Below are 22,093 nucleotides of genomic sequence, written 5' to 3'. Positions count from 1 at the left end.
CCCGGGCTTTTAGCCCGTCGCGTGCATCAGATGGCGCGCAGCTCCGAGAACACGCCTCTCATCGACTGAAGCATGTTGGTTTCGGCGCATCGGGCCGACTCCAGGATCGCGGGGACGTCCTCGAGTTTGGCGTGTATTCGCGCCAGCTGCTCAAGCACACCGAGCCTTCGTTGATTGACGTCGTCCAACATCCGCCGCGCCTCGGCCATGCGCTGCTCGACCTGCTCGTCGGCGAGGCGGACGCGCCGTTCGGCCTCGGCCTTGGCTTCGCTGAGCCGTTTGTCGCACTCCTGCTGCGTGGTTCGCAGCTGATCATCGATCTGGAATTGGGCGTCGGAGCGGAGCCTGATCAGTTCAGCATCGAGTTGCTGTTCCGCCTTCTCGCGGCGCCGGGCATCGGCAATGCGCATCTGGTCGATCTCTCGAACAGCTTGTGCCCTAAGCTCTTCGGCTTCTTCTCGCCCACGACGGAGCATCTCGGCATGCTCGAGATCGAGTGCACGTTGCCGCGCCTCCATCTGGGCCAGCATGTCTCTCTTAGTCGCGCGAGCCGCTTCGGCGTCATTCTTGGCCGCGGTGATCAACGCCGACGCCTCGGCACGCGCCTCGGACTGCATCTGAAATACCTCGTCGACAGCGAACCGAAGCATTTTCGCCAACCGGTCGGTGACCGCCGGCGCCGACGGCGAGGTGTCGCGCAGGACCGCGTTTTCGTCCCGCAGGGCGGCAATCTCCACCCTGAGTCTCTCGGTCTCGTAGTGTTGCGCCTGCCGCTGAACCATCAGTTCCGCGAGGTACTGGTTGACGGCAGCCGGATCGTATCCATTGCGCGTGCGTTCGAATTTCGGAGCGGGATCGTTAACGAAGGTTGTCACCTGGTACCCCTCGGACACGCCTCGCGATGGGCTGACGGCGGTTGGCCACGGCCCGCTTTCCGGTCGCTGACTGACGTGCGGATCCCCCGGGATGGCCGGACAACGATGCCAACACAGCCGCCGGTGCAAGGACAGACGTGACTGCGTGACTCACCGAAACTCCTTTACATCAGCGTGCGACTCGCCAGTTTGGTAAGCGAGGCAGACTATAGTGCACGTCGGCAATAATTGTTATCAGCAGTATTTTTTGGGGCTGGACGACGACGTCTCCAAGCCGCGTCCCACGGCTGGCGGAGCCATGCCATCGCGATGGCTGTCACCCAATCCGCTGCTCAAGAGGTAGCTGGCGTGGCAGCAGCAGCAGCCAGACGGCCACAGCGGCGGCTAGCGGCACCAGCGCCATCAACAGGCTGGTGGTACGCAACGCGGAAACGACGACTTCCTGAGTGGTCGCCATGACACGACGGGCTGACTCCGGATCAAGGACGCCGACGCCGCCCAGCTTGCCCCCGCCGTAGGAACGCGTCGCCTCCAACGCTTTGGCGGCCTGAGTGGGAGAGACGCCGCTGCCTGCGAACCGCTCCTGAGCTCGCGCCGTGTAGAAAGTCATGGCCAGCAGGGTGACCATGGTGGGCCCGAGTGAGTAAGCGGACTGGCCGACGCCGGGTTTGGCCGCGGCCACCGAGCCCTCCAAACCCGGTGGGGCAAAGCTCATCATGACGCTGGCCTGCGGTGGCTCGATGAAGCCCAGGCCCGCGGGCAGGATGGTTGGTCGGCACCGGTGACGGCGAATCCCAGTCCCATGGCAAGCACCGTCATCCATTGAGCGAGCGTCAGCTTGTCGTCGCCGGGTTGCGTTTCGATGCTGAGCGCGTCCATACCGGTGTGCCTCTGGTGGTGATGCGCGGTCGAGTCTAGGGATTGACGTTGGGTAGATGTTGTCCCGGAATGGTCCTGAACGGCCGAAAGTATTGGGTCCGCCGCCGCCCGAATCTCACCTTTGCCGCGGGCCAACGACAGCGCCCTCCCGCGCCGGTGCCACCGGTCGAGGACCGCGGCGCCGGGCGGCACCGCCGGCGCCGTTGACGCCAAAGGGTGTGGGTGCCGGTAGCCTCGGCCCGGTGGCACACCTGCTCGGAGCCGAGGCCGTGCACCTTGCGTACCCGGCCCAGGTGGTATTCGAATCGGTCACGCTCGGCGTCAACGACGGCGCACGCATCGGCATCGTCGGGCGAAACGGGGACGGCAAATCCAGCCTGCTGGGCCTGCTCACCGGCCAGATACCGCCGGACTCCGGACGGGTCACCCAGCGCAGCGGTTTGCGCGTCGGGGCGCTGAGCCAGGCCGACACCCTGGACCCCGCTCACACCGTCGGCTGGACGCTGGTCGGCGACCAACCCGAACACCATTGGGCCGGCGACCCGCGCGTGCGCGACGTGGTGGCCGGACTGGTATCCGACATCGCCTGGCGTGCAAAGGTTTCCGCCCTCAGCGGCGGCCAGCGGCGCCGCGTCCAGTTGGCTCGGTTGCTGGTCGGCGACTGGGACGTGATCGCTCTCGACGAGCCCACCAACCATCTCGACATCGAAGGCATCACCTGGCTGGCCGGCCACCTCCAGCAACGCTGGGCCCGCAACAGCGGCGGGCTGCTGCTGGTCACCCACGACCGGTGGTTTCTCGACGAGATCGCCACCACCACCTGGGAAGTCCACGACGGCGTCGTCGAGCCCTTCGAAGGCGGATACGCGGCCTACGTGCTGCAACGCGTCGAACGTGATCGGCTCGCCGCTGCAGCCGAGGCCAAGCGACAGAACCTGATGCGCAAGGAGCTGGCCTGGCTGCGCCGGGGTCCCCCGGCGCGAACCTCCAAACCCAAGTTCCGCATCGAGGCCGCCAATCAGCTGATCGCCGACGTGCCGCCGTTGCGCAACACCGTCGAGCTGGCCAAGCTGGCCACCGCCCGGCTGGGCAAGGACGTCATCGACCTGCTCGACGTGTCGGTCTGCTTTGACGGACGCCCGGTGCTTCGCGACATCGAATGGCGGATCGGCCCGGGCGAACGCACCGGAATCGTCGGAGCCAATGGCGCCGGGAAATCCACCCTGCTGGGGCTGATCGCCGGCACCATCGAGCCCGACTTCGGTCGGGTCAAGCGCGGCAAGACCGTCCGGCTGGCGGTGCTCGACCAGCAAGGTGATGCGCTGAACCCGTTCACGCAGGACCGGATCGCCGATGTGCTGACCAGGCTGCGCGGCGGCTACGAGGTCGACGGGCGCGAGGTGACCCCGGCCCAGCTGCTGGAACGTCTCGGCTTCGGTCGGGGCCAGCTGTCGGCGCGGGTCGGCGAGCTTTCCGGCGGTCAGCGGCGCCGGCTGCAGCTCATGCTGACGCTGTTATCCGAACCCAATGTGCTGCTGCTCGACGAGCCCACCAACGACGTGGATACCGACATGCTGACGGCCACCGAGGACCTGCTGGACTCGTGGGCGGGCACCTTGATCGTCGTCTCCCACGATCGCTATCTGCTGGAACGGGTCACCGATCAGCAGTACGCGATTCTGGACGGACGACTGCGGCATCTGCCCGGCGGCATCGAGGAATATCTGCGGCTGGCCACCAAACCGTCACCAGCACCGCCCGCCAAACCGGCTGAGCCCCAGGAGATCTCGGGCGCACAGCGCCGTGCCGCGGAGAAGGAGCTGGCCGCCGCCGAGCGTCGGCTTGCCCGGCTGGCCGACCGGATTGCCGCCAAGCACACCGAACTCGCCGAGCATGACCAGGCCGACCACGTCGGCCTGGCCCGGTTGACCCGGGAACTGCACGCCCTCGAAGACGAGGTTGGCGCGACGGAGGAGCTCTGGCTGCAGACTTCGGAGATGCTGGAATGAACGCCTACCGGACGGTGCCGTACCTGCCCGGGGAAGCGCTGCTGGCGCTCTATCGGCACCGCGGTGCGGTGGTCGACGCCGGCGTCGGGCGGCATGGCTTCGTGTATCTGTTGGGCGCCGAGGCCAACAAGTTCGTGTTCGCCAACGCCGACGCGTTTAGCTGGCGTGAGACGTTCGAGAGCCTGGTTCCCGTCGACGGGCCGACCGCGCTGATCGTCAGCGACGGCGAAGACCACCGGCGCCGCCGCAGCGTGGTGGCGCCGGGGCTGCGCCACCGGCAGGTTCAGGACTACGTGCAGACCATGGTGTGCACCATCGACGCCGTCATCGACACCTGGCGTCCGGGACAGCGGCTCGACCTCTACCAGGAGTTCCGTTCGGCAGTACGGCGCAGCACCGCCGAGAGTCTCTTCGGCCCGCGGCTGGCCGCCCATTCGGACTTCCTCGGTGCGCAATTGCAGCCGCTGCTGGACCTGACCCACCGGCCGCCGCAGCTGATGCGGCTGCAGCGACGGTTGAACTCCGCGGCCTGGCGACGCGCGATGGCGGCCCGCCGCCGTATCGACGACCTGGTCGACGCGGTGATCGCCGACGCGCGCGCCCGGCCCGGGCCCGACGACCATATGTTGACCACGCTGATCGACACGTTGAGCGACAACGAGATTCGCGATGCGATCGTCTCGCTCATCACCGCCGGCTACGAAACCACCAGCGGGGCGCTGGCCTGGGCGGCCCATGCGTTGCTCACGTTGCCGGGCGCCTGGGAGACCGTCGCCCGAGAGGTTGATCGCGAGCTCGGCGGCAACCCGCCCGCCGCCGACGACATCGGCTCACTGACCTACCTCAACGGCCTTGTGCAGGAAACACTTCGGCTGTACTCCCCCGGTGTGATCTCGGCTCGCAGGGTGATGCGCGACCTGGTGTTCGACGGCCACCGGATCAGGTCCGGACGGCTGCTGATCTTCAGTGCGTACGTCACCCATCGGTTGCCCGAAATATGGCCGGCGCCAAGGGAATTCCGTCCACAGCGGTGGGACCCCGACTCACCGGACTACCGCAAGCCCGCGCCACACGAGTTCATCCCGTTCAGCGGCGGGCTGCACCGATGCATCGGGGCGGTCATGGCTACCACCGAGATGACGGTGATGCTGGCTCGACTGGTCGCCCGAACGACGCTGCGCCTACCTGCCCAGCGGATCCGCGCGGCCAACTTCGCCGCGCTGTCCCCAAAACCCGGACTGACCGTCGAGGTCGCCGGCTCAGTGCCAGCGCAGTAATACCAGCTCGGCACAGAACCCCGGCCCCATGGCCAGCATCAGTCCGGGACTTCCGCTCGGCGGCCGTTTGGCGATGGTGTCGCGCAGGATGTGCAGCACCGACGCCGATGAGAGGTTGCCGATTTCGCCGAGCGAACGCCAGGTCAGCTCGAGCGCGTCGGAGGCCAGTTCGAGGCTGTTGGTGATGGCGTCGATCACCTTAGGACCGCCCGGATGGCTCACCCATGCGCCGACGTCATCCTTGGCCAGTCCATGCGTGGCGAGGAATCCAGTCACGTCGCCGGGCAGGTAGTGCTCGATCAGGTTGGGGAGGTCGGGAGAAAGCCGCAGCTGCAGGCCGTCAGAACCGACGTCCCAGCCCATGATGTGCAGCGATTCGGGGTACAGCCGGCTGCGGGAGTCGACGATGGTGGGCCCGCTGGTGCGCAGCTGCTCGGCGCGGCGGTCGCCGACGGCGACCACAGCGGCGGCGCCGTCGCCGAACAGCGCGGTCCCGATAAGTCCGGACACCGTCGGCTTGACCGCGGGGTAGGTGAGCGAACAGAGCTCGACCGCGATCAGCACGGCGACGTCGTCGGGTGCACCGCGCAGGTAGTCGTGTAGCCGGGCCACTCCAGCCGCGCCGGCCACACACCCCAGACCGAACAGCGGCACCCTGCGCACGTCGGGGCGCAGGCCCAGGCGGCCGGCGACCCGGGCATCCAGTGCCGGCACCGAGATACCGGTCACCGTCGTGGTGAGGATCATGTCGATGTCCTGCGGTTCCAGCCCCGCCTCGTGGAGCGCACCCATGAGCGCTTCGACGGCCAGATCGACGGCCTTGTCGATAAAGATCTCGTTCGCCTCGCCGAAGTCGGTCAGCCCCGGATATTGGTCCAGCGGAAGGACGAATTGGCGACTGTCGACGCGGGCGGCGGCGTGCAAGCGCCGGACGACATCTTCGTGTTCCTTCAGACCGGGAAATTCGACGAACGAGTCGGTGATCTGACTCTGGCTATAGCGATGCGGCGGCAATGCACCGCACACGCCAGCAACAACGCTCATGGCCCCCTGCCCTTGCTTGCTCACCTGCCGGCCAGCCCACCCGAAGGGAACTCAAATTTTAGGCGGCTTGGCGCGGTCTCGCAAAGTCCTGCGTATTCAACACATGTCGTATGTGGACATGGTCGGTGTTGCGGTAATTCGGCGTGCCCGGCAGGATTTCGTCATTGCAGGCTGTTGTCGTCGGACGGCTCGAGCGCCATCGCGACCAGGGCATCGGGGCTCAGCGAGTCGATGACGTCCTCGGTGACGGTCGATTCAGGCGCCGCGTCTTCGGCCCGGCCGGCCAACACCAGGAGTTTGCCCAGTAATCCGGTTCGCCGAAGCTCGCGCACTGGAATGCTTCTCAACAGCGGCCAAACCTGCTCATCGCCGGATTCGTCCAGATCGCTCGACGACAGTCGTTGACCCAGGTGACGGGCGACCGCTGTGGGAGTGGGATAGTCGAATATCAGCGTGCGCGACAACGTCAAATCGGTGGCTGCGGCCAGGCGGTTACGCAGCTCGATCCCCGTCACCGACTCGAACCCGAGATCTTCAAAAGGACGGCCCGCGTCGATGTCGCGGCTGCTCGAGTCACCCAACACCGCGGCCGCGTTTCGGCACACCAAATCGACTAGCTGACGGTGCTGTTCCGCCGGATCGAGCTCGTTCCAGCGGTGCCAGAGCATGGACCCGTCGGCGTGTTCGATGCCGTGACGGGCGCCCTCGCCAAGCCAAAAACGCTGCCGCGCAAAGCCGTAGGTGGGAAGCTCGACCGGCTGGGCACCCAGGCCGGCAAATGCCTTGGGCCAGTCTATGCTCACGCCTTCGGTGAACAGCTGACCCATTGCGGTGAGCAGGGATTCGGCTTCAGGATGGTCCTTGGCCAACAACGCCGGCGAGGTTGTCAAGCCGGCGCTGGGGCCGATCTCGAGAAACGTTGTGGCGCCTGATGACTCGGCCAACGAGATACCTTCGGCCAACCGCACCGGTTTACGCACATGCTCAACCCAATACGCCGCCGAGCCATAGTCGGCACCAGCCAATTGGCCGGTGACATTGGACACCAACGCGATCCGCGGCCGACTCACCGGTAGCCCCGCCAAGGCCGCGGCGAACTCCGCAAGCATCGGCTCCATCAATGCCGAATGAAACGCGTGCGACACCGGCAACCGGTGCATCCGCCGTCCCGTACCCGCCAGCCGGTCCGCGACCGCGTTCACCGCAGGCTCGGGGCCGGAAATCACCACCGAATCAGGCGCATTGACCGCCGCGATCTCAACTCCGGACGCCAGCAGCGGCGCCACCTCGTCTTCGCAAGCAGCCACCGCCACCATCGCGCCGCCCGCCGGCAATCCCGCCATCAGCCCGGCGCGGACCGCAACCACCCGCGCGGCGTCGGATAGCGACAACACCCCGGCCACCTGCGCAGCCGCGATCTCGCCCACCGAGTGACCCAGCACGATGTCGGGTACCGCACCCATCTCAGCCAGCAGCGCCGTCAACGCCACCTCCACGGCGAACAACGCCGGTTGGGCAAACTCGGTATTTTGCAACGCCGCCGCATCCGTACCCCACAGCACCCGTCGCAGCGGCAGCCTCAGGTATTCATCCAACGCCTCGGCGGCCGCATCGAAAGCCTTGCGGAAAACCGGGAACCGCTCGCACAGTCCGCGGCCCATGCCCAGGTATTGCACCCCTTGGCCGGGGAACACGAATGCGGTCTTGCCGACCGGCTGGGCCCGGCCGACCGCGACGCCGGTGCCCGGCTCGCCGGCGGCAAGTCCGGCAAGCCCGCTCAGCAGCTGCGCCCGACCGGTGCCCACCATTACGGCCCGGTGCTCGAACACCGACCGGGTGGACACCAGCGACCAGCCCACATCCGCCGCGCCCAGATCGGGGCGCTCGTCCATCCGGGCCAGCAGTCGCTGCACCTGGTTGGCGAGCGCCGGCGCCGTCCGGGCCGACAGCACCCACGGTATGCCGGCGGTCTGGTTGACACGTGGCATTGCCGCGCTGTCGGCGGCCGGGGCCTGCTGGAGCAACAGGTGAGCGTTGGTGCCGCCCATTCCGAACGACGACCCCCCGGCCCGCCGTGGCCGCCCCCGGTCCGGCCACCCCGTCGGCGTGATGTTGACTTGCAGCCCAAGGCTTTCCACATCGATAGCGGAGCTGGCGCTGACATAGTTGAGGCTCGGCGGAATCGACGCGTTTTCGATGGCCAACACCGTCTTGATCAGGCCGGCGATTCCCGCGGCGGCGCCGGCGTGGCCGATGTTCGTCTTCACCGAGCCAACCCTGACCGGATCATGCCGGCGCTGCGCGAATATCTGACCCAGCGCCGCGGCCTCGGCCGGGTCACCGATTCTGGTGCCGGTACCGTGCGCCTCGACGTAGTCCACCCCGGTGCAGTCCACGCCGGCCTGGGCCAGCGCGCACCGGATCACGTCGGCTTGCGCCGACGTCGAGGGCGCGGTCAGGCCGGCGGAGCTGTGCCCGGCGTTGCCCACGGCGCTACCCACAATGACTGCTCGAATTCGGTTTCCGTCAGCCAGGGCCGCGCGCAGCGGCTTCAGCAGAACCAGGCCACCGCCCTCCCCGCGAACGTAGCCGTCGGCGCGGGCGTCGAACGCGTAGGTGTGTCCGGAGGTCGACACGGCACCAAACTCGTGCTCCAGCAGGGCGGTTTCGCTTGCCACGTTGAGATGTACGCCGCCGGCGATCGCCTGCTCGGAGGTCCCGGCACGCAGGCTCTCACAGGCGAGCTGAACCGCCACCAGCGACGACGATTGACCGGAATCGACAGTAATGCTCGGACCGTGCAGGGCCAAGGCATATGAGATCCGGTTGGCGATCATCGCCCTACTCACGCCGGCAAAGGAGTAGTGATCGACGTTTTCGGAGCCGTCGCGCAGCGTCAAGAACGAATAGTCGTCGTTCATTGCTCCGAGGTACACCGAGACCTGCCGTGCCCGAACCGTTTCGGGAACGATGAAGGCGTCTTCGAAAAGCTCCCAGGTCAATTCCAGCGCCAGTCGTTGCCGCGGGTCCATCGCGGCGGCCTCGCGGGGCGAGATATCGAAGAACTCCGCGTCGAAATCGGCGCTACCGACCATGGGTCCGGCGGCTTCGCGGCCTTCGGAGAGCACTCGCCAGAATTCGCCGGGGCCGGCAGCAGCGGGAAACCGGCAGGCCAGTCCGATAATTGCGATGTCGCCCGGGTTCACGGGCCCAGTTCCTCGTCGAGAATGGCGAACAGTTCGCTTTCGCTGGCGGTGCTGATGTCGGCGTCGTGGCTGACGATCGCGGCGCTGGGCGTGGCGAGGCCGGCCAGCATGGCGCGCAGCCGGTCGGACACCTGGTCCCGCTCTTCTGAGGTCCAGTCGGGCCGGTTGACCAGGGAATCGAGTTCGCGCGCAACGGCGTCGAAGCGCGCCAACCGGTCAGGTTGCTCGTCGGCGAACACGGGGACGGTGGAATCGAGTTGCTGGGCAAGGTGTTCGGCCAGCGCGGCCGGGGTCGGGTAATCGAAGATCAGCGTGGGCGACAGGGTCATCCCGGTTGCGGCCTTGATGCGGTTGCGCAGTTCCACGGCGGTCAGCGAGTCGAACCCGAGATCCTGGAAGGGCTTATGGGCATCGATGTCGACGGCGCTGGAATGTCCGAGAACGGTCGCGGCGTTGGTGATGATCACGTCGACGAGTTCGCGGTGGCGTTGCTCGGGGCTCAGCGATTGCAGACGCGAAATCAGGTCTGGCATCGACGCGGCGGTGCCGGTGCTGTCGATGACGCGCCGCGACGGGCGGCTGACCAATTCCCGCCAGAGCGGCAGCACCTCGGCATTGGCGGTCATCACCGCGGTGTTGAGCTGGGCGGCGACGACGACCGGCCGGTCGCTGAGCAGCGCGGTGTCCAGCAGTTGCAGCGCGTGCTCGGTGGTCAGCCGATCCAGTCCGGCCTGCCTCATCCGGGCGAAATCTCGTTCCCCCAAGTGCCGTGTCATGGTGCTGGGCTGTTCCCACAATCCCCAGGCAACCGACAGCCCGGCCAACCCGTGCTCGCGCCGATGGGCGGCCAACCCGTCCAGGAACGCGTTGGCTGCCGCGTAGCTGCCCTGCCCCGGGGCTCCCGCGATCCCGGCCATCGACGAAAACATCACGAACGCCGCCAGATCCACATCCTGAGTCAGCTGGTGCAGGTTCCAGGCCCCGTCAACCTTGGCCTTCAGCACCGCCTCGACCCGGCTCGGCGTCAGCGACGCGATCACCGCGTCGTCGAGCACCCCGGCGGCATGGAACACTCCCTTGAGCGGAAACGTGTCCGGTAACCCGGTCAGCACTGCTTCGAGCGCATCTCGATCGGCGACATCGCAGGCGGCCACCGAAACCTGAGCTCCACCCTGCCGCAATTGGGCCACCAACTCCGCAACGCCCGGGGCGTGCTCACCGGTGCGGCTGACCAACACCACATACCCGACCCCGTAACGGTCCACCAGATGCCGCGCCACCGCCGCCCCGGCCATTCCGGTGCCGCCGGTGATCACCACGCTGCCCCCATGGAGAACCGACCGCGCCGCCCGCCCTTGGGGGATGGTCAGCACCACCTTGCCGACGTGGCGGGCCTGGCTGACATACCGGTACGCCTGCCGAGCGCAGCGCACGTCAAAAGCCCTGACCGGCAACGGTTCCAAGGTTCGGGTGGACAGTAACTCGAGGACCTCGGAAAGCATCTGCGCAATGAGATCAGGGCCGGCCTCCATCAAGTCGAATGCCCGATAGCCCACTCCTCGATGCTGTTCGGTCACGGCCCGCGGGTCACGCAGGTCGGTCTTGCCCATCTCGATGAAACACCCACCCGGCACCAACAGCCGTAACGACGCGTCGACGAACTCCCCCGCCAGCGAGTTGAGCACCACGTCGACCCCGCCGCCGCCGGTGGCCTTGCGGAACTTCTCCTCGAAGTCGAGCGTCCGCGAATCGGCGATATGCTCGTCGTCAAAGCCCATGGCCCGCAAGGTATCCCATTTGCCGACACTTGCGGTGGCGAAGACTTCCGCACCCCAATACCGCGCCAATGCCACCGCCGCCATGCCGACGCCGCCAGTGGCGGCATGCACCAGGACCTTCTGGCCGGCTCGCACACCACCCAACACCGACAACCCGTACCACGCGGTCAGGAACGCCACCGGCATGCCCGCGGCCGCAACCAGCGACCAACCCGCCGGAACCGCCGTGACCAACCGCTCGTCCACCACCGCTTCGGGGCTCACCACCCCCAGCAAGCCCATCACCGGGTCACCGACGGACAGCCCCGTGACCCCCGGGCCGACCTCGACCACCACCCCGGCGCCCTCGGCGCCCAGCTCGCCACCGCCCGGGTACATCCCCAAGGCCACCAACACATCCCGGAAGTTCACCCCGACCGCGCCCACGGCAACCCGCACCTGGCGGGCCGCCAGGTCTACCCGCGGACACGGCCGCGCCGCCACCTCCTCGAATGTTCCGCCGCCGCCAACACCCAACCGCCACAACCGATCCGGCAACGTCAAGCCCGAATTCACCACCGCCAGCCGGGCGCCGTACACCACGCCGGAGCGCACCACCAACTGCGGCTCACCGGCACCGACGACCGCGTCGGCGGCCACGGATCCGTCCGAATCCAGCAGGACCACCCGGCCCGGGTACTCCGCCTGGGCAGACCGCACCAGCCCCCACACCGCCGCACCCGCCAGGTCGCGGACGCCTTCACCGCCCAACCCCACCGCGCCGCAGGTCAACACCACCAGGACTTCGCGACGATCATCGGCCAACCAGCGCTGCAGCGTCTGCAGCGCCGCAATCACGCGTTCGGCGACACCACCGGCACTCGCGTCGGACGCCCACACGACCACCCCGGAGTCGGCGCCGCCGGGCGCCAACGTCATCGGCGACCATGCCAGTTCGAGCAACCGGTCACCGGCCACCCCACCGGCAGCCAATGCCGCCGCTGACAACGCGTCACCCGATACCGGACGAATCGCCAACTCGCGCACCGACAACACCGGCAGGCCCGCCGAATCGGCCAGCGCCACCGACACCGAACCGGCGTCTGCCGGTGTGATCCGCACCCGGACCCGGGACGCACCGGCTGCCTGCAACGACACCCCCTGCCAGGAGAACGGCAGCGTCAACTGGTCGGCAGCCGCGGCGAATCCCCACGCATGCAGCGCGGCATCCAGCACCGCCGGGTGGATGCCAAACCCCGCCACCTTGACGTCCTCGGAAGCCGCCACCTCCGCATAGATTTCGCGCCCGCGCCGCCACACTGCCCGCAAGCCGCGAAATGCCGGCCCGTAACCGTAGCCACGTTGCGCCAACCGCTCGTAGACACCGGTCATATCCACGACGGACGCACCCACCGGCGGCCACACCGACAAGTCCACTCCGTGACCGGGACCGCCGGCCCGTAGTACCCCGTCGGCATGTAGCACCCACGAATCGCCGCCTGCCCGTGTCGAATACACCGAGAGCGTCCGGCTCCCCGCCCCGTCGGCGTCACCGACCACGACCTGTATCCGCGTCGCTTCGCCCACCGGCAATGCCAGCGGTGACAGTAAGGTCAGCTCCTGCACCACCGGACAGCCGACCTCGTCACCGGCGCGCAGCGCCAACTCCACGAATCCGGCTCCCGGGAACAGGGTTACGCCGCCCACGACGTGATCGCCCAACCATCCCTGCAGTTCGGGCGACAGCACTCCGGTCAACACCACGCCACCGGCGTCGGGGCGTTCCACCACCGCCCCCAGCAACGGATGGCCGAGTCCCCGCAAGCCGACACCGCTCAGTGTGGTCTGGTCGACTCCCAGGTCCTTCAACCAATACCCGCGCCGCATGAAGGCATAGGTGGGCAACTCGACTCGCTGGGCGCCCAGGCCGGTGAATACCGTGCGCCAGTCCATGGACATGCCCTGGGCGAACAATTCGCCAAGCCCGGTGAGCAGGGATCGGGCCTCGGGCCGGTCCTTGACCAACAGCGGCGGCGACGCCGTCAGCCCGGCCCGCGGGCCCACCTCCACGAATGTCACCGCGCCCAAGGACTCGATCACGGCCACACTGTCGGCGAACCGCACCGGCTTGCGCACATGCTCTACCCAATACGACGCCGAGCCGTACCCCGAGCCGGCCAATTGCCCGGTGACGTTGGACATCAACCCGATCTGCGGCGGATCCGCTGTCAGATCGGCCAGGACCGTGCCGAAGTCCGGCAGCATCGGCTCCATCAATACCGAATGAAACGCGTGCGATACCGCCAACCGGTGCACTCGGCGCCCCAGCGGCACCAACCGATCGACGACGACGTCCACGGCGGCCGCGGGACCCGAAACCACCACCGAATCAGCCGCATTGACCGCCGCGATCTCGACGCCGGGTGCCAGCAGCGGTGCCACCTCGTCTTCGGAAGCCGCCACCGCCACCATCGCCCCACCGGCCGGCAACCCGGCCATCAACCGACCGCGCGCTACCACCACGCGCACGGCATCGGTCAGCGACAACACCCCGGCCAGATGGGCCGCCGTGATCTCGCCCACCGAATGACCCAGCACCACGTCCGGCACCACGCCCATGTCCGCTAACAGCGCCGCCAATGCCACCTCCACGGCGAACAACGCCGGCTGGGCGAATTCGGTGCTTTCCAGCAGCGCCGCATCGGTGCCCCACAGCACCTGCCGCAACGGCAATCTCAGGTGCCGATCGAGCTCGTCGGCGACGGCGTCAAATGCTGTGGCGTATAACGGGAACCGCTCATACAGTCCTCGGCCCATGCCCAGGTATTGCGCCCCTTGCCCGGGGAAGACGAACACGGTTTGGCCGGTCGGCCGGGCGCGGCCGGCCACCACCGCAGCACCGGGCTCACCGGCGGCCAGACCGGCCAAACCCGACAGCAACTGCGCCCGCTCGGCGCCCACCACCACCGCCCGATGCTCGAACACCGACCGGGTGGACACCAACGACCACCCCACATCCGCCGGTGCCAAATCCCGACGCTGCTCCACCCACGCCAACAACCGCCGCGCCTGATTGGCCAACGCCGGCCCCGAACGCGCCGACACCACCCACGGCACCACCCCGGCAACCGGCTCGGCCAGCTCACTGGCCGCGGCACCATCCAACGAGGGCGCCTGCTCGAGAATCACATGCGCATTAGTGCCACTGATCCCAAACGACGACACCGCGGCCCGACGCGGCCGGCCCTGCCCCCGACCCGCCGCCGGCTCAGCCGGCTCAGCCGGCCAGGGCCGCGACTCGGTCAACAACGACACCGCCCCCGCCGACCAATCCACATGCGGCGTCGGCACATCCACATGCAACGTCTTGGGCAACACCCCATGCTGCATCGCCAACACCATCTTCATCACCCCGGCCACCCCCGCCGCCGCCGACGTGTGGCCCATGTTGGATTTGATCGACCCCAACCACAGCGGCTCGCTGCGCCCCTGCCCGTAAGTGGCCACAATCGCCTGCGCCTCAATCGGATCCCCCAGCATGGTCCCGGTCCCATGCCCCTCCACCACATCCACCTCGGCCACCCCAAGACGCGCGCTGGCCAACGCCGCCCGAATCACCCGCTGCTGCGCCGGCCCATTCGGTGTCGCCAGCCCGTTGGAGGCGCCATCCTGATTGACCGCCGAACCCCGCACCAACGCCAACACCGGATGCCCCCACCGCCGCGCATCGGCGAGCCGCTCCACCACCAACACCCCGGCACCCTCCGACCATGCGGTGCCGTCCGCGGCCCCCGCATACGCCTTGCACCGACCGTCGGGCGCCAGCGCCCGTTGCCGACTGAACTCCACGAACGCCGCCGGGGTGGCCATCACCGTCACCCCACCCACCAACGCCAGATCACACTCGCGCGAGCGCAACGACTGCACCGCCAGATGCAACGCCACCAACGACGACGAACACGCCGTATCCACCGACACCGCCGGGCCCTCCAACCCCAGCACATACGCCACCCGACCCGACGCCACACTCAACGTCGAACCCGTCAGGCCGTACCCCTCCAGCTCACCCTTGACCTCGCCGCCGTAACCGGCATGAATGACGCCGACGAACACGCCGGTCGCCGAGCCGCGCAGCGTGGTCGGGTCAATCCCGGTGCGTTCCAATGCTTCCCACGACACCTCCAGCATCAACCGCTGCTGCGGATCCATCGCCAACGCCTCGTTCGGCCCGATACCGAAGAACCCGGCGTCGAAGTCGCCCGCGTCGGCGAGGAATCCACCCCGCCGCGTGTAGGTCTTCCCGGGCGCATCCGGATCCGGATCGAACATCCCCTCGATGTCCCAGCCGCGATCGGAAGGGAATTCCGAGATGACGTCGCGTCCGTCGATCAGCATCTGCCACAACGACTCCGGCGAGTCGGCGCCACCCGGATAGCGGCAGCCCATCCCCACGATCGCCACCGGCTCCGACAGCCGGTCCTCCAATTCGGCAAGCCGGCGCCGGGCGCGCCGCAGATCTGCGGTCAACCGTTTGAGGTAATCAACATGCTTTGCAGTGCCCGTCAAAGTCGCTCCTTGGTGGCTGGCTCAGGAGCCGAGTTCTTCATCGAGCATGGCGAAGAGCTGGCTTTCGCTGGCGGTGGCGATGTCGTCGTCGGCGGTGAGATGGGCCAGGATTGCGTGCAGCCGGTCGGCCAGCCGTGCCTTGTCCTGCGGTGCCCAGTCGCCGCGGTCGATCAGCCTGTCGAGCTCGCCGGCCATGTCGTTGCAGCGGGCCAGGAGATCGGGTTGGTCCGGGGTGGCGGCGGCCAGACGGCTGTCGAGATGTTCGGCGAGGGCGGCGGGGGTGGGGTAATCGAAGATCAGCGTGGGCGAAAGTGCCAGGCCGGTCGCCGTTTTCAGCCGGTTGCGCAGTTCGACGGCCGTCAGCGAGTCGAAGCCCAGATCCTGGAACGCGAGGCGGGCGTTGATGTCAGCGGTGCTGGAACGTCCCAGCACGGTGGCGGCGTTGCTACAGACCACGTCGACGAGTTCGCGGTGTCGCTGCTCGGGACCGAGTGAACGCAGCCTGGATACCAATCCCGTTGCCGAGACGGCGGTGTCGGTGTCGTCGACGACGCGTCGGGTCGGGCGGGCGGCTAACTCGCTGAGCAACGGTGATGGCGCGGTGCCGTCGGCGCCGAGCACCCGGGTGTCGAGCCGGGTGGCCACCACGACGGCGCGGTCCGCGACCATTGCGGCATCGAGCAACTCCAGCGCCTGCGCGGTTGACAGGGTTGCCAGCCCCGCCCGACTCATCCGGGCCTTGTCGCGGTCCCCCAGATGCCGGGTCATCGCACTGGCCTGTTCCCACAACCCCCAGGCCACCGACAATCCCGGCAACCCATGCGCGCGCCGATACGCCGCCAGCCCGTCGAGGAAGCTGTTGGCCGCCGCGTAATTGCCTTGGCCCGGGGTACCCATCACGCCGGCCATCGACGAAAAGAGCACGAACGCCGAGACATCCAGATCTCGGGTCAACTCGTGCAAATTCCACGCCCCGTCGACCTTGGCGCGCAGCACGGCATCCATCCGGTCGGGCGTCAGCGAGGCGATCAGCCCGTCGTCGAGGACCCCGGCGGCATGAAACACCCCCCGAAGCGGATACCGCGGCGGCACCTGCGCGAGCAGCGCCGCAACCGCGTCACGGTCAGCCACGTCACACGCCGCTACCCAAACCTGGGCACCGGCATCCCGCACCTCGGCGGCCAGCTCCGAAATCCCTTGCGCCCGGGTCCCGGATCGACTGACGAGCATCACGTGGGCCACCCGGTGGCGCGACACGACGTGGCGAGCCAGCGCCGCACCAGCCATCCCGGTCCCGCCGGTGATCACGACCGTGCCCCCGGCAAGCCCGGCGGCGCTGTCGGAAACCGTCAACACCACCTTGCCGATATGGCGGGCCTGGCTGACGAAGCGATACGCCCGCCGGGCCAGCATCATGTCGAAGGCCTTGGTCGGCAACGGCTTCAACTCTCCGGCGGCGAACATCTCCATCAGTTCGGCCAACATCTGCGCGATCCGGTCCGGCCCGGCTTCGATCAGATCGAACGCACGGTAACCGGCGCCCCGATACCGCCCGGCGATCGTCTCCGGGTCGCGAATATCGGTCTTGCCCATTTCGATGAAGCGTCCGCCCGGGCTCAGCAGCCGCAGCGACGCGTCGACAAACTCGCCGGCCAGCGAGTTGAGCACCACGTCGACTCCGGCGCCGCCGGTGGTGTGGCGGAACTTCTCCTCGAATTCCAGGGTGCGGGAGTCGCCGATATGGTCGTCGTCAAAACCAAGCTCCCGCAAGGTATCCCACTTGCCGCGACCGGCGGTGGCGAAAACCTCCAGGCCCCAGCGCCGGGCCAGCTGCACCGCGGCCATACCCACCCCGCCGGCAGCCGCGTGCACCAACACCTTCTGCCCGGCCCGCACCCCCGCCAAGTCCGACAGACCGTAGAACGCCGTCAGGAACACCACCGGGACACCGGCAGCCGTATCCAGCGGCCAGCCCGCCGGAACCGTGGTCACCAGCCGCTGATCCACCACCGCCTCGGGTCCCGCCACGCCGAGCAGCCCCATCACCGCGTCGCCGACGGCCACCCCGGAAACACCCGGCCCTATCTCGACGACCACCCCGGCGCCCTCGATGCCGAGCTCGCCCCCGCCCGGATACATGCCCAGCGCCACCAGCACGTCGCGGAAGTTCACCCCGACCGCGCCCACCGCTACTCGTACCTGCCCGGCGGTGAGCTCGCTTCGCTCACACGGGCCCACCTGCACGTCGTCGAGTGTGCCCGCGCCTCCGGGGACCAAGCGCCACCCCGACGGGACCGCGGGCGGCCGAAGCGTCGGGTCGGCCGGCCGCAGCCGAGCCTGATAGGCCACACCGCCGCGCGCCACCAGTTGCGGCTCACCAGAACGGGTTACCGCGCTGACATCCACCGACCCGTCCGAATCCAGCAGCACCACCCGGCCGGGATGCTCCGCCTGCGCCGAACGCACCAGCCCCCACACCGCCGCACCGGCCAAGTCCGTGACGTCCTCGTCCGCCAGACCCACCGCGCCATGGGTCAGCACCACCAGAACGCCGTCCTCGTCGCCGGACAACCACGACTGCAACACCGCCAGCACCGCATGGCTGGCCGCGCGCACCGATTCCACCACGTCCGCCTGCCGTGGCACCTGGGCAGCCAACTCCCACACCGTCGTGGGTGCCTCGGCAATACGGTTGTGCGCCAGCGTTATCGGCGACCAACCGACCTGGAACAAGCCGCCGTCACCACGCGCGACCGCGGACAGCGCCCGGTCGGGCAACGGACGAAACGCCACGGTCCGTACGGTCAAGACGGGCAAGCCCGCCGTATCAGCCAATTCCAGCGACACCGCGTCGGCACCCGCAGGAGCCAGGCGGACCCGCACCTGGGATGCCCCCGCGGCATGCAGCGACACGCCCTGCCACGAGAACGGCAGCACCGTTTTGTCCTGCGCGCCGGCGACGCCCACCGCATGCAGTGCCGCATCAAGCACTACCGGATGGATGCCGAATCCGCCGACGTCCAGGCCGGCGTGCTCGGGCAGCGACACCTCGGCGAAGATCGCCTCCCCCAGCTGCCACATCGCCCGTAGACCGCGAAACGCCGGACCATACGTGTAGCCCCGTACGGCCAGCCGCTCGTAGGCGTCGGCCACATCCAACCGGGCTGCGCCCGCCGGTGGCCATACCGATAGGTCTGTTCCCGGAGCGAGGACCCCGGGCGCCAACACCGCCTCAGCGTGTAACGTCCAGGCCGAATCCGGTTGGGCAGCACGCGAATACATCGATGCGCTGCGGCGGCCCGACGCATCTTCGTCACTGACCACGAGCTGCACCTGCGCCGCGCCGGCCGTCGGCAACAGCAGCGGGGCGATCACCGTCAGCTCCGCCACGGTGGCGCAGCCGACCTCGTCGCCGGCCCGGATAGCCAGCTCCGCGAATCCCGCACCCGGGAACAACGCCACCCCCGCCACCGCGTGGTCGGCCAACCATGGCTGGCTGGCCACCGATAGCTGGCCTGTCAGCACGACTCCGCCGGAGTCGGGCCGCTCGACTACCGCACCCAGCAAGCCGTGCGCGGCGCCGGTCAACCCCAGACGCCCCGCATCCAATCGCCCGGCATCGGTTTGGGGTAGCCAGAATCGGCGATGGACGAAGCCGTACGTCGGCAGCTCCACCCGGCGAGCGTGCAGACCGGCGAACGCCGCGGCCCAATCCAGCCCGACGCCCGCCACGTGGGCCTGTGCTGCCGACAGCCAGAATCTGTCCAGTCCGCCGTCATCGCGGCCCAGTGACGGGATGACGATCGGTTGGTCGGCGCCGGCGGAGTCGTGGTCGGTCAACGTCTCTTCAATGGCGGCGGTCAGGACGGGGTGCGGGCTCGACTCGATGAAGACCTGGTATCCGGCGTCGAAGGCGGTGCGGATGGCCCGGTCGAATTGCACCGTCTGGCGGATGTTTTGATACCAATAGTCGGCGTTGAGGCCGGCGGTATCCGTGAATTGACCTGTCACGGTGGAGAGGAAGGCGATGGACGCCGATCGGGGCTCGATGCCGGCCAGGGCGGCGGTGAGTTCGGTCCGGATCTCGTCGACGTGGGCGGAGTGCGACGCGTAGTCGACGTCGACCCGGCGGGCCCGGATGTCGGCCGCGTCGCAACGCCGGATCAGTTCCTCGACGGCGGGCACTTCTCCGGAGACCACGATCGTCGAAACACCGTTGACCGCAGCGATATTCAGACGGCTGCCGCAGTGAGACAGCAGCTCCCGGGCGCGGCTCAGTGGACAGGAGATCGACGCCATACCGCCGGCACCAGCCAACCGCACCAACAGCCGGCTGCGCAGCGCCACCACCCGAGCCGCGTCGTTCACCGACAGTGCTCCGGCCACACAGGCCGCCGCGATCTCGCCCTGCGAATGCCCGATCACCGCGTCGGGCACCACCCCGACCGATCGCCACAATTCGGCCAGCGACACCATGATCGCCCACAGCGCCGGCTGGACGACATCCACCCGGTCCAGCCCGGGCGCTCCCGGGGCGCCGCGCACCACGTCGAGCAACGACCAGGGTAGGTACTCACCAAGGGCTTTGTCGCAGCGACGCAGGTGCTCGGCGAAAACCGGTGCGGCGTCGAGTAACTGGGCCCCCATGCCGACCCACTGCGACCCCTGGCCGGGGAAGACGAACACGGTTTGGCCGGTCGGCCGGGCGCGGCCGGCCACCACCGCAGCACCGGGCTCACCGGCGGCCAGACCGGCCAAACCCGACAGCAACTGCGCCCGCTCGGCGCCCACCACCACCGCCCGATGCTCGAACACCGACCGGGTGGACACCAACGACCACCCCACATCCGCCGGTGCCAAATCCCGACGCTGCTCCACCCACGCCAACAACCGCCGCGCCTGATTGGCCAACGCCGGCCCCGAACGCGCCGACACCACCCACGGCACCACCCCGGCAACCGGCTCGGCCAGCTCACTGGCCGCGGCACCATCCAACGAGGGCGCCTGCTCGAGAATCACATGCGCATTAGTGCCACTGATCCCAAACGACGACACCGCGGCCCGACGCGGCCGGCCCTGCCCCCGACCCGCCGCCGGCTCAGCCGGCTCAGCCGGCCAGGGCCGCGACTCGGTCAACAACGACACCGCCCCCGCCGACCAATCCACATGCGGCGTCGGCACATCCACATGCAACGTCTTGGGCAACACCCCATGCTGCATCGCCAACACCATCTTCATCACCCCGGCCACCCCCGCCGCCGCCGACGTGTGGCCCATGTTGGATTTGATCGACCCCAACCACAGCGGCTCGCTGCGCCCCTGCCCGTAAGTGGCCACAATCGCCTGCGCCTCAATCGGATCCCCCAGCATGGTCCCGGTCCCATGCCCCTCCACCACATCCACCTCGGCCACCCCAAGACGCGCGCTGGCCAACGCCGCCCGAATCACCCGCTGCTGCGCCGGCCCATTCGGTGTCGCCAGCCCGTTGGAGGCGCCATCCTGATTGACCGCCGAACCCCGCACCAACGCCAACACCGGATGCCCCCACCGCCGCGCATCGGCGAGCCGCTCCACCACCAACACCCCGGCGCCCTCGGAAAAGCCGGTGCCGTCGGCAGCCCCCGCATACGCCTTGCACCGACCGTCGGGCGCCAGCGCCCGTTGCCGACTGAACTCCACGAACATCGCCGGGGTGGCCATCACCGTCACCCCACCCACCAACGCCAGATCACACTCGCGCGAGCGCAACGACTGCACCGCCAGATGCAACGCCACCAACGACGACGAACACGCCGTATCCACCGACACCGCCGGGCCCTCCAACCCCAGCACATACGCCACCCGACCCGACGCCACACTCAACGTCGAACCGCGCAGGCCGTACCTCTCGAGGTCGCCGGGCACCCGGCCCTGCCCGCCGTAGGAGCCGTGGAACACGCCGACGAACACGCCGGTCGCCGAGCCGCGCAGCGTGGTCGGGTCAATCCCGGTGCGTTCCAAGGCTTCCCAGGACACCTCCAGCAGCAACCGCTGCTGCGGATCCATCGCCAACGCCTCGCTGGGCGCTATCCCGAAGAACTCGGCGTCGAAACCGGCGACGTCGCTGAGGAATCCGCCGCTGCGGGTGTACGAGGTGCCCACCGCGTCGGGGTCGGGGTCAAACAGATTCGTCAGGTCCCAGCCACGATCACCCGGAAAGTCCGACACCACGTCCCGGCCGGCGGCCACCATCTCCCACAGGCTTTCGGGGCTGTCGATACCGCCCGGATACCGGCAGCCGATCCCCACCACGGCCACCGGCTCCGTCGTCTGGGCCAGAAAGTCGCGGTTGTCCCGCTTCAGCCGCTCGTTTTCCTTGAGTGTTTTGCGCAGGGCCGTGATGAGCTGTTCTCGGGTGCTGTCCATACCACGCGGTCTTTCGTACTACTCCAGGAATCGGCGCGACCGGCACGCCGCCTCCGTAACCCCCAGACCGAGCAG

General features: G+C 68.3%; 8 protein-coding genes. 2 read left to right on the top strand and 6 right to left on the bottom strand.

The features are described from left to right. Window positions 1–26: 26 nt before the first annotated feature. Together B4U45_RS27560 and B4U45_RS27555 are read right to left on the bottom strand one after the other, a co-directional pair. The gene (locus B4U45_RS27560) at window positions 27–875 is read right to left on the bottom strand and encodes a hypothetical protein (protein WP_183154997.1); all 849 of its coding nucleotides are present in this window, start codon (window positions 873–875) and stop codon (window positions 27–29) included. Window positions 876–1,191: 316 nt separating this feature from the next. Next, the gene (locus tag B4U45_RS27555; RefSeq protein ID WP_131808295.1) at window positions 1,192–1,698 is read right to left on the bottom strand and encodes a hypothetical protein; all 507 of its coding nucleotides are present in this window, start codon (window positions 1,696–1,698) and stop codon (window positions 1,192–1,194) included. Between the two features lie 298 nt (window positions 1,699–1,996). Here B4U45_RS27555 and B4U45_RS27550 point away from each other — a divergent pair, with 298 nt between their 5' ends. After that, window positions 1,997–3,763: an ABC-F family ATP-binding cassette domain-containing protein gene (locus B4U45_RS27550; RefSeq protein ID WP_075547284.1), complete on the top strand. Its 1,767-nt coding sequence runs from the start codon at window positions 1,997–1,999 to the stop codon at window positions 3,761–3,763. A 14-nt stretch (window positions 3,764–3,777) separates the two neighbouring features. Continuing rightward, complete coding sequence (locus tag B4U45_RS27545; RefSeq protein ID WP_089025116.1) at window positions 3,778–5,040, top strand: cytochrome P450; 1,263 nt, start codon at window positions 3,778–3,780, stop codon at window positions 5,038–5,040. Here B4U45_RS27545 and B4U45_RS27540 read toward each other — a convergent pair. The 4 genes from B4U45_RS27540 to B4U45_RS27525 all read right to left on the bottom strand — a co-directional run bounded on the left by B4U45_RS27540 (window position 5,023) and on the right by B4U45_RS27525 (window position 22,018). Then, window positions 5,023–6,084 (bottom strand): type III polyketide synthase, encoded by a 1,062-nt coding sequence (locus tag B4U45_RS27540; RefSeq protein ID WP_075547267.1) that lies wholly within the window; start codon window positions 6,082–6,084, stop codon window positions 5,023–5,025. The genes B4U45_RS27545 and B4U45_RS27540 overlap by 18 nt on opposite strands. 161 nt (window positions 6,085–6,245) lie before the next feature. Continuing rightward, on the bottom strand, window positions 6,246–9,290 hold the full coding sequence (locus tag B4U45_RS27535; protein ID WP_219859564.1) for a type I polyketide synthase: 3,045 nt from the start codon (window positions 9,288–9,290) through the stop codon (window positions 6,246–6,248). After that, a complete protein-coding gene (locus tag B4U45_RS27530) occupies window positions 9,287–15,613 on the bottom strand; it encodes a type I polyketide synthase (protein WP_219859563.1) in 6,327 nt (2,108 codons plus the stop codon). Before B4U45_RS27530 ends, B4U45_RS27535 begins: the two co-directional genes overlap by 4 nt. Window positions 15,614–15,634: 21 nt before the next feature. Next, window positions 15,635–22,018 carry a type I polyketide synthase gene (locus B4U45_RS27525; protein WP_083154405.1) on the bottom strand — a complete coding sequence of 2,128 codons (6,384 nt, stop codon included), beginning with the start codon at window positions 22,016–22,018 and terminating at the stop codon, window positions 15,635–15,637. Window positions 22,019–22,093: the final 75 nt, after the last annotated feature.

The sequence above is a fragment of the Mycobacterium persicum genome, assembly GCF_002086915.1.
Classification (GTDB): domain Bacteria; phylum Actinomycetota; class Actinomycetes; order Mycobacteriales; family Mycobacteriaceae; genus Mycobacterium; species Mycobacterium persicum.
The sequence above is the reverse complement of the archived record's forward strand: the minus strand, read 5'-3'. Positions and strand labels throughout refer to the sequence as shown.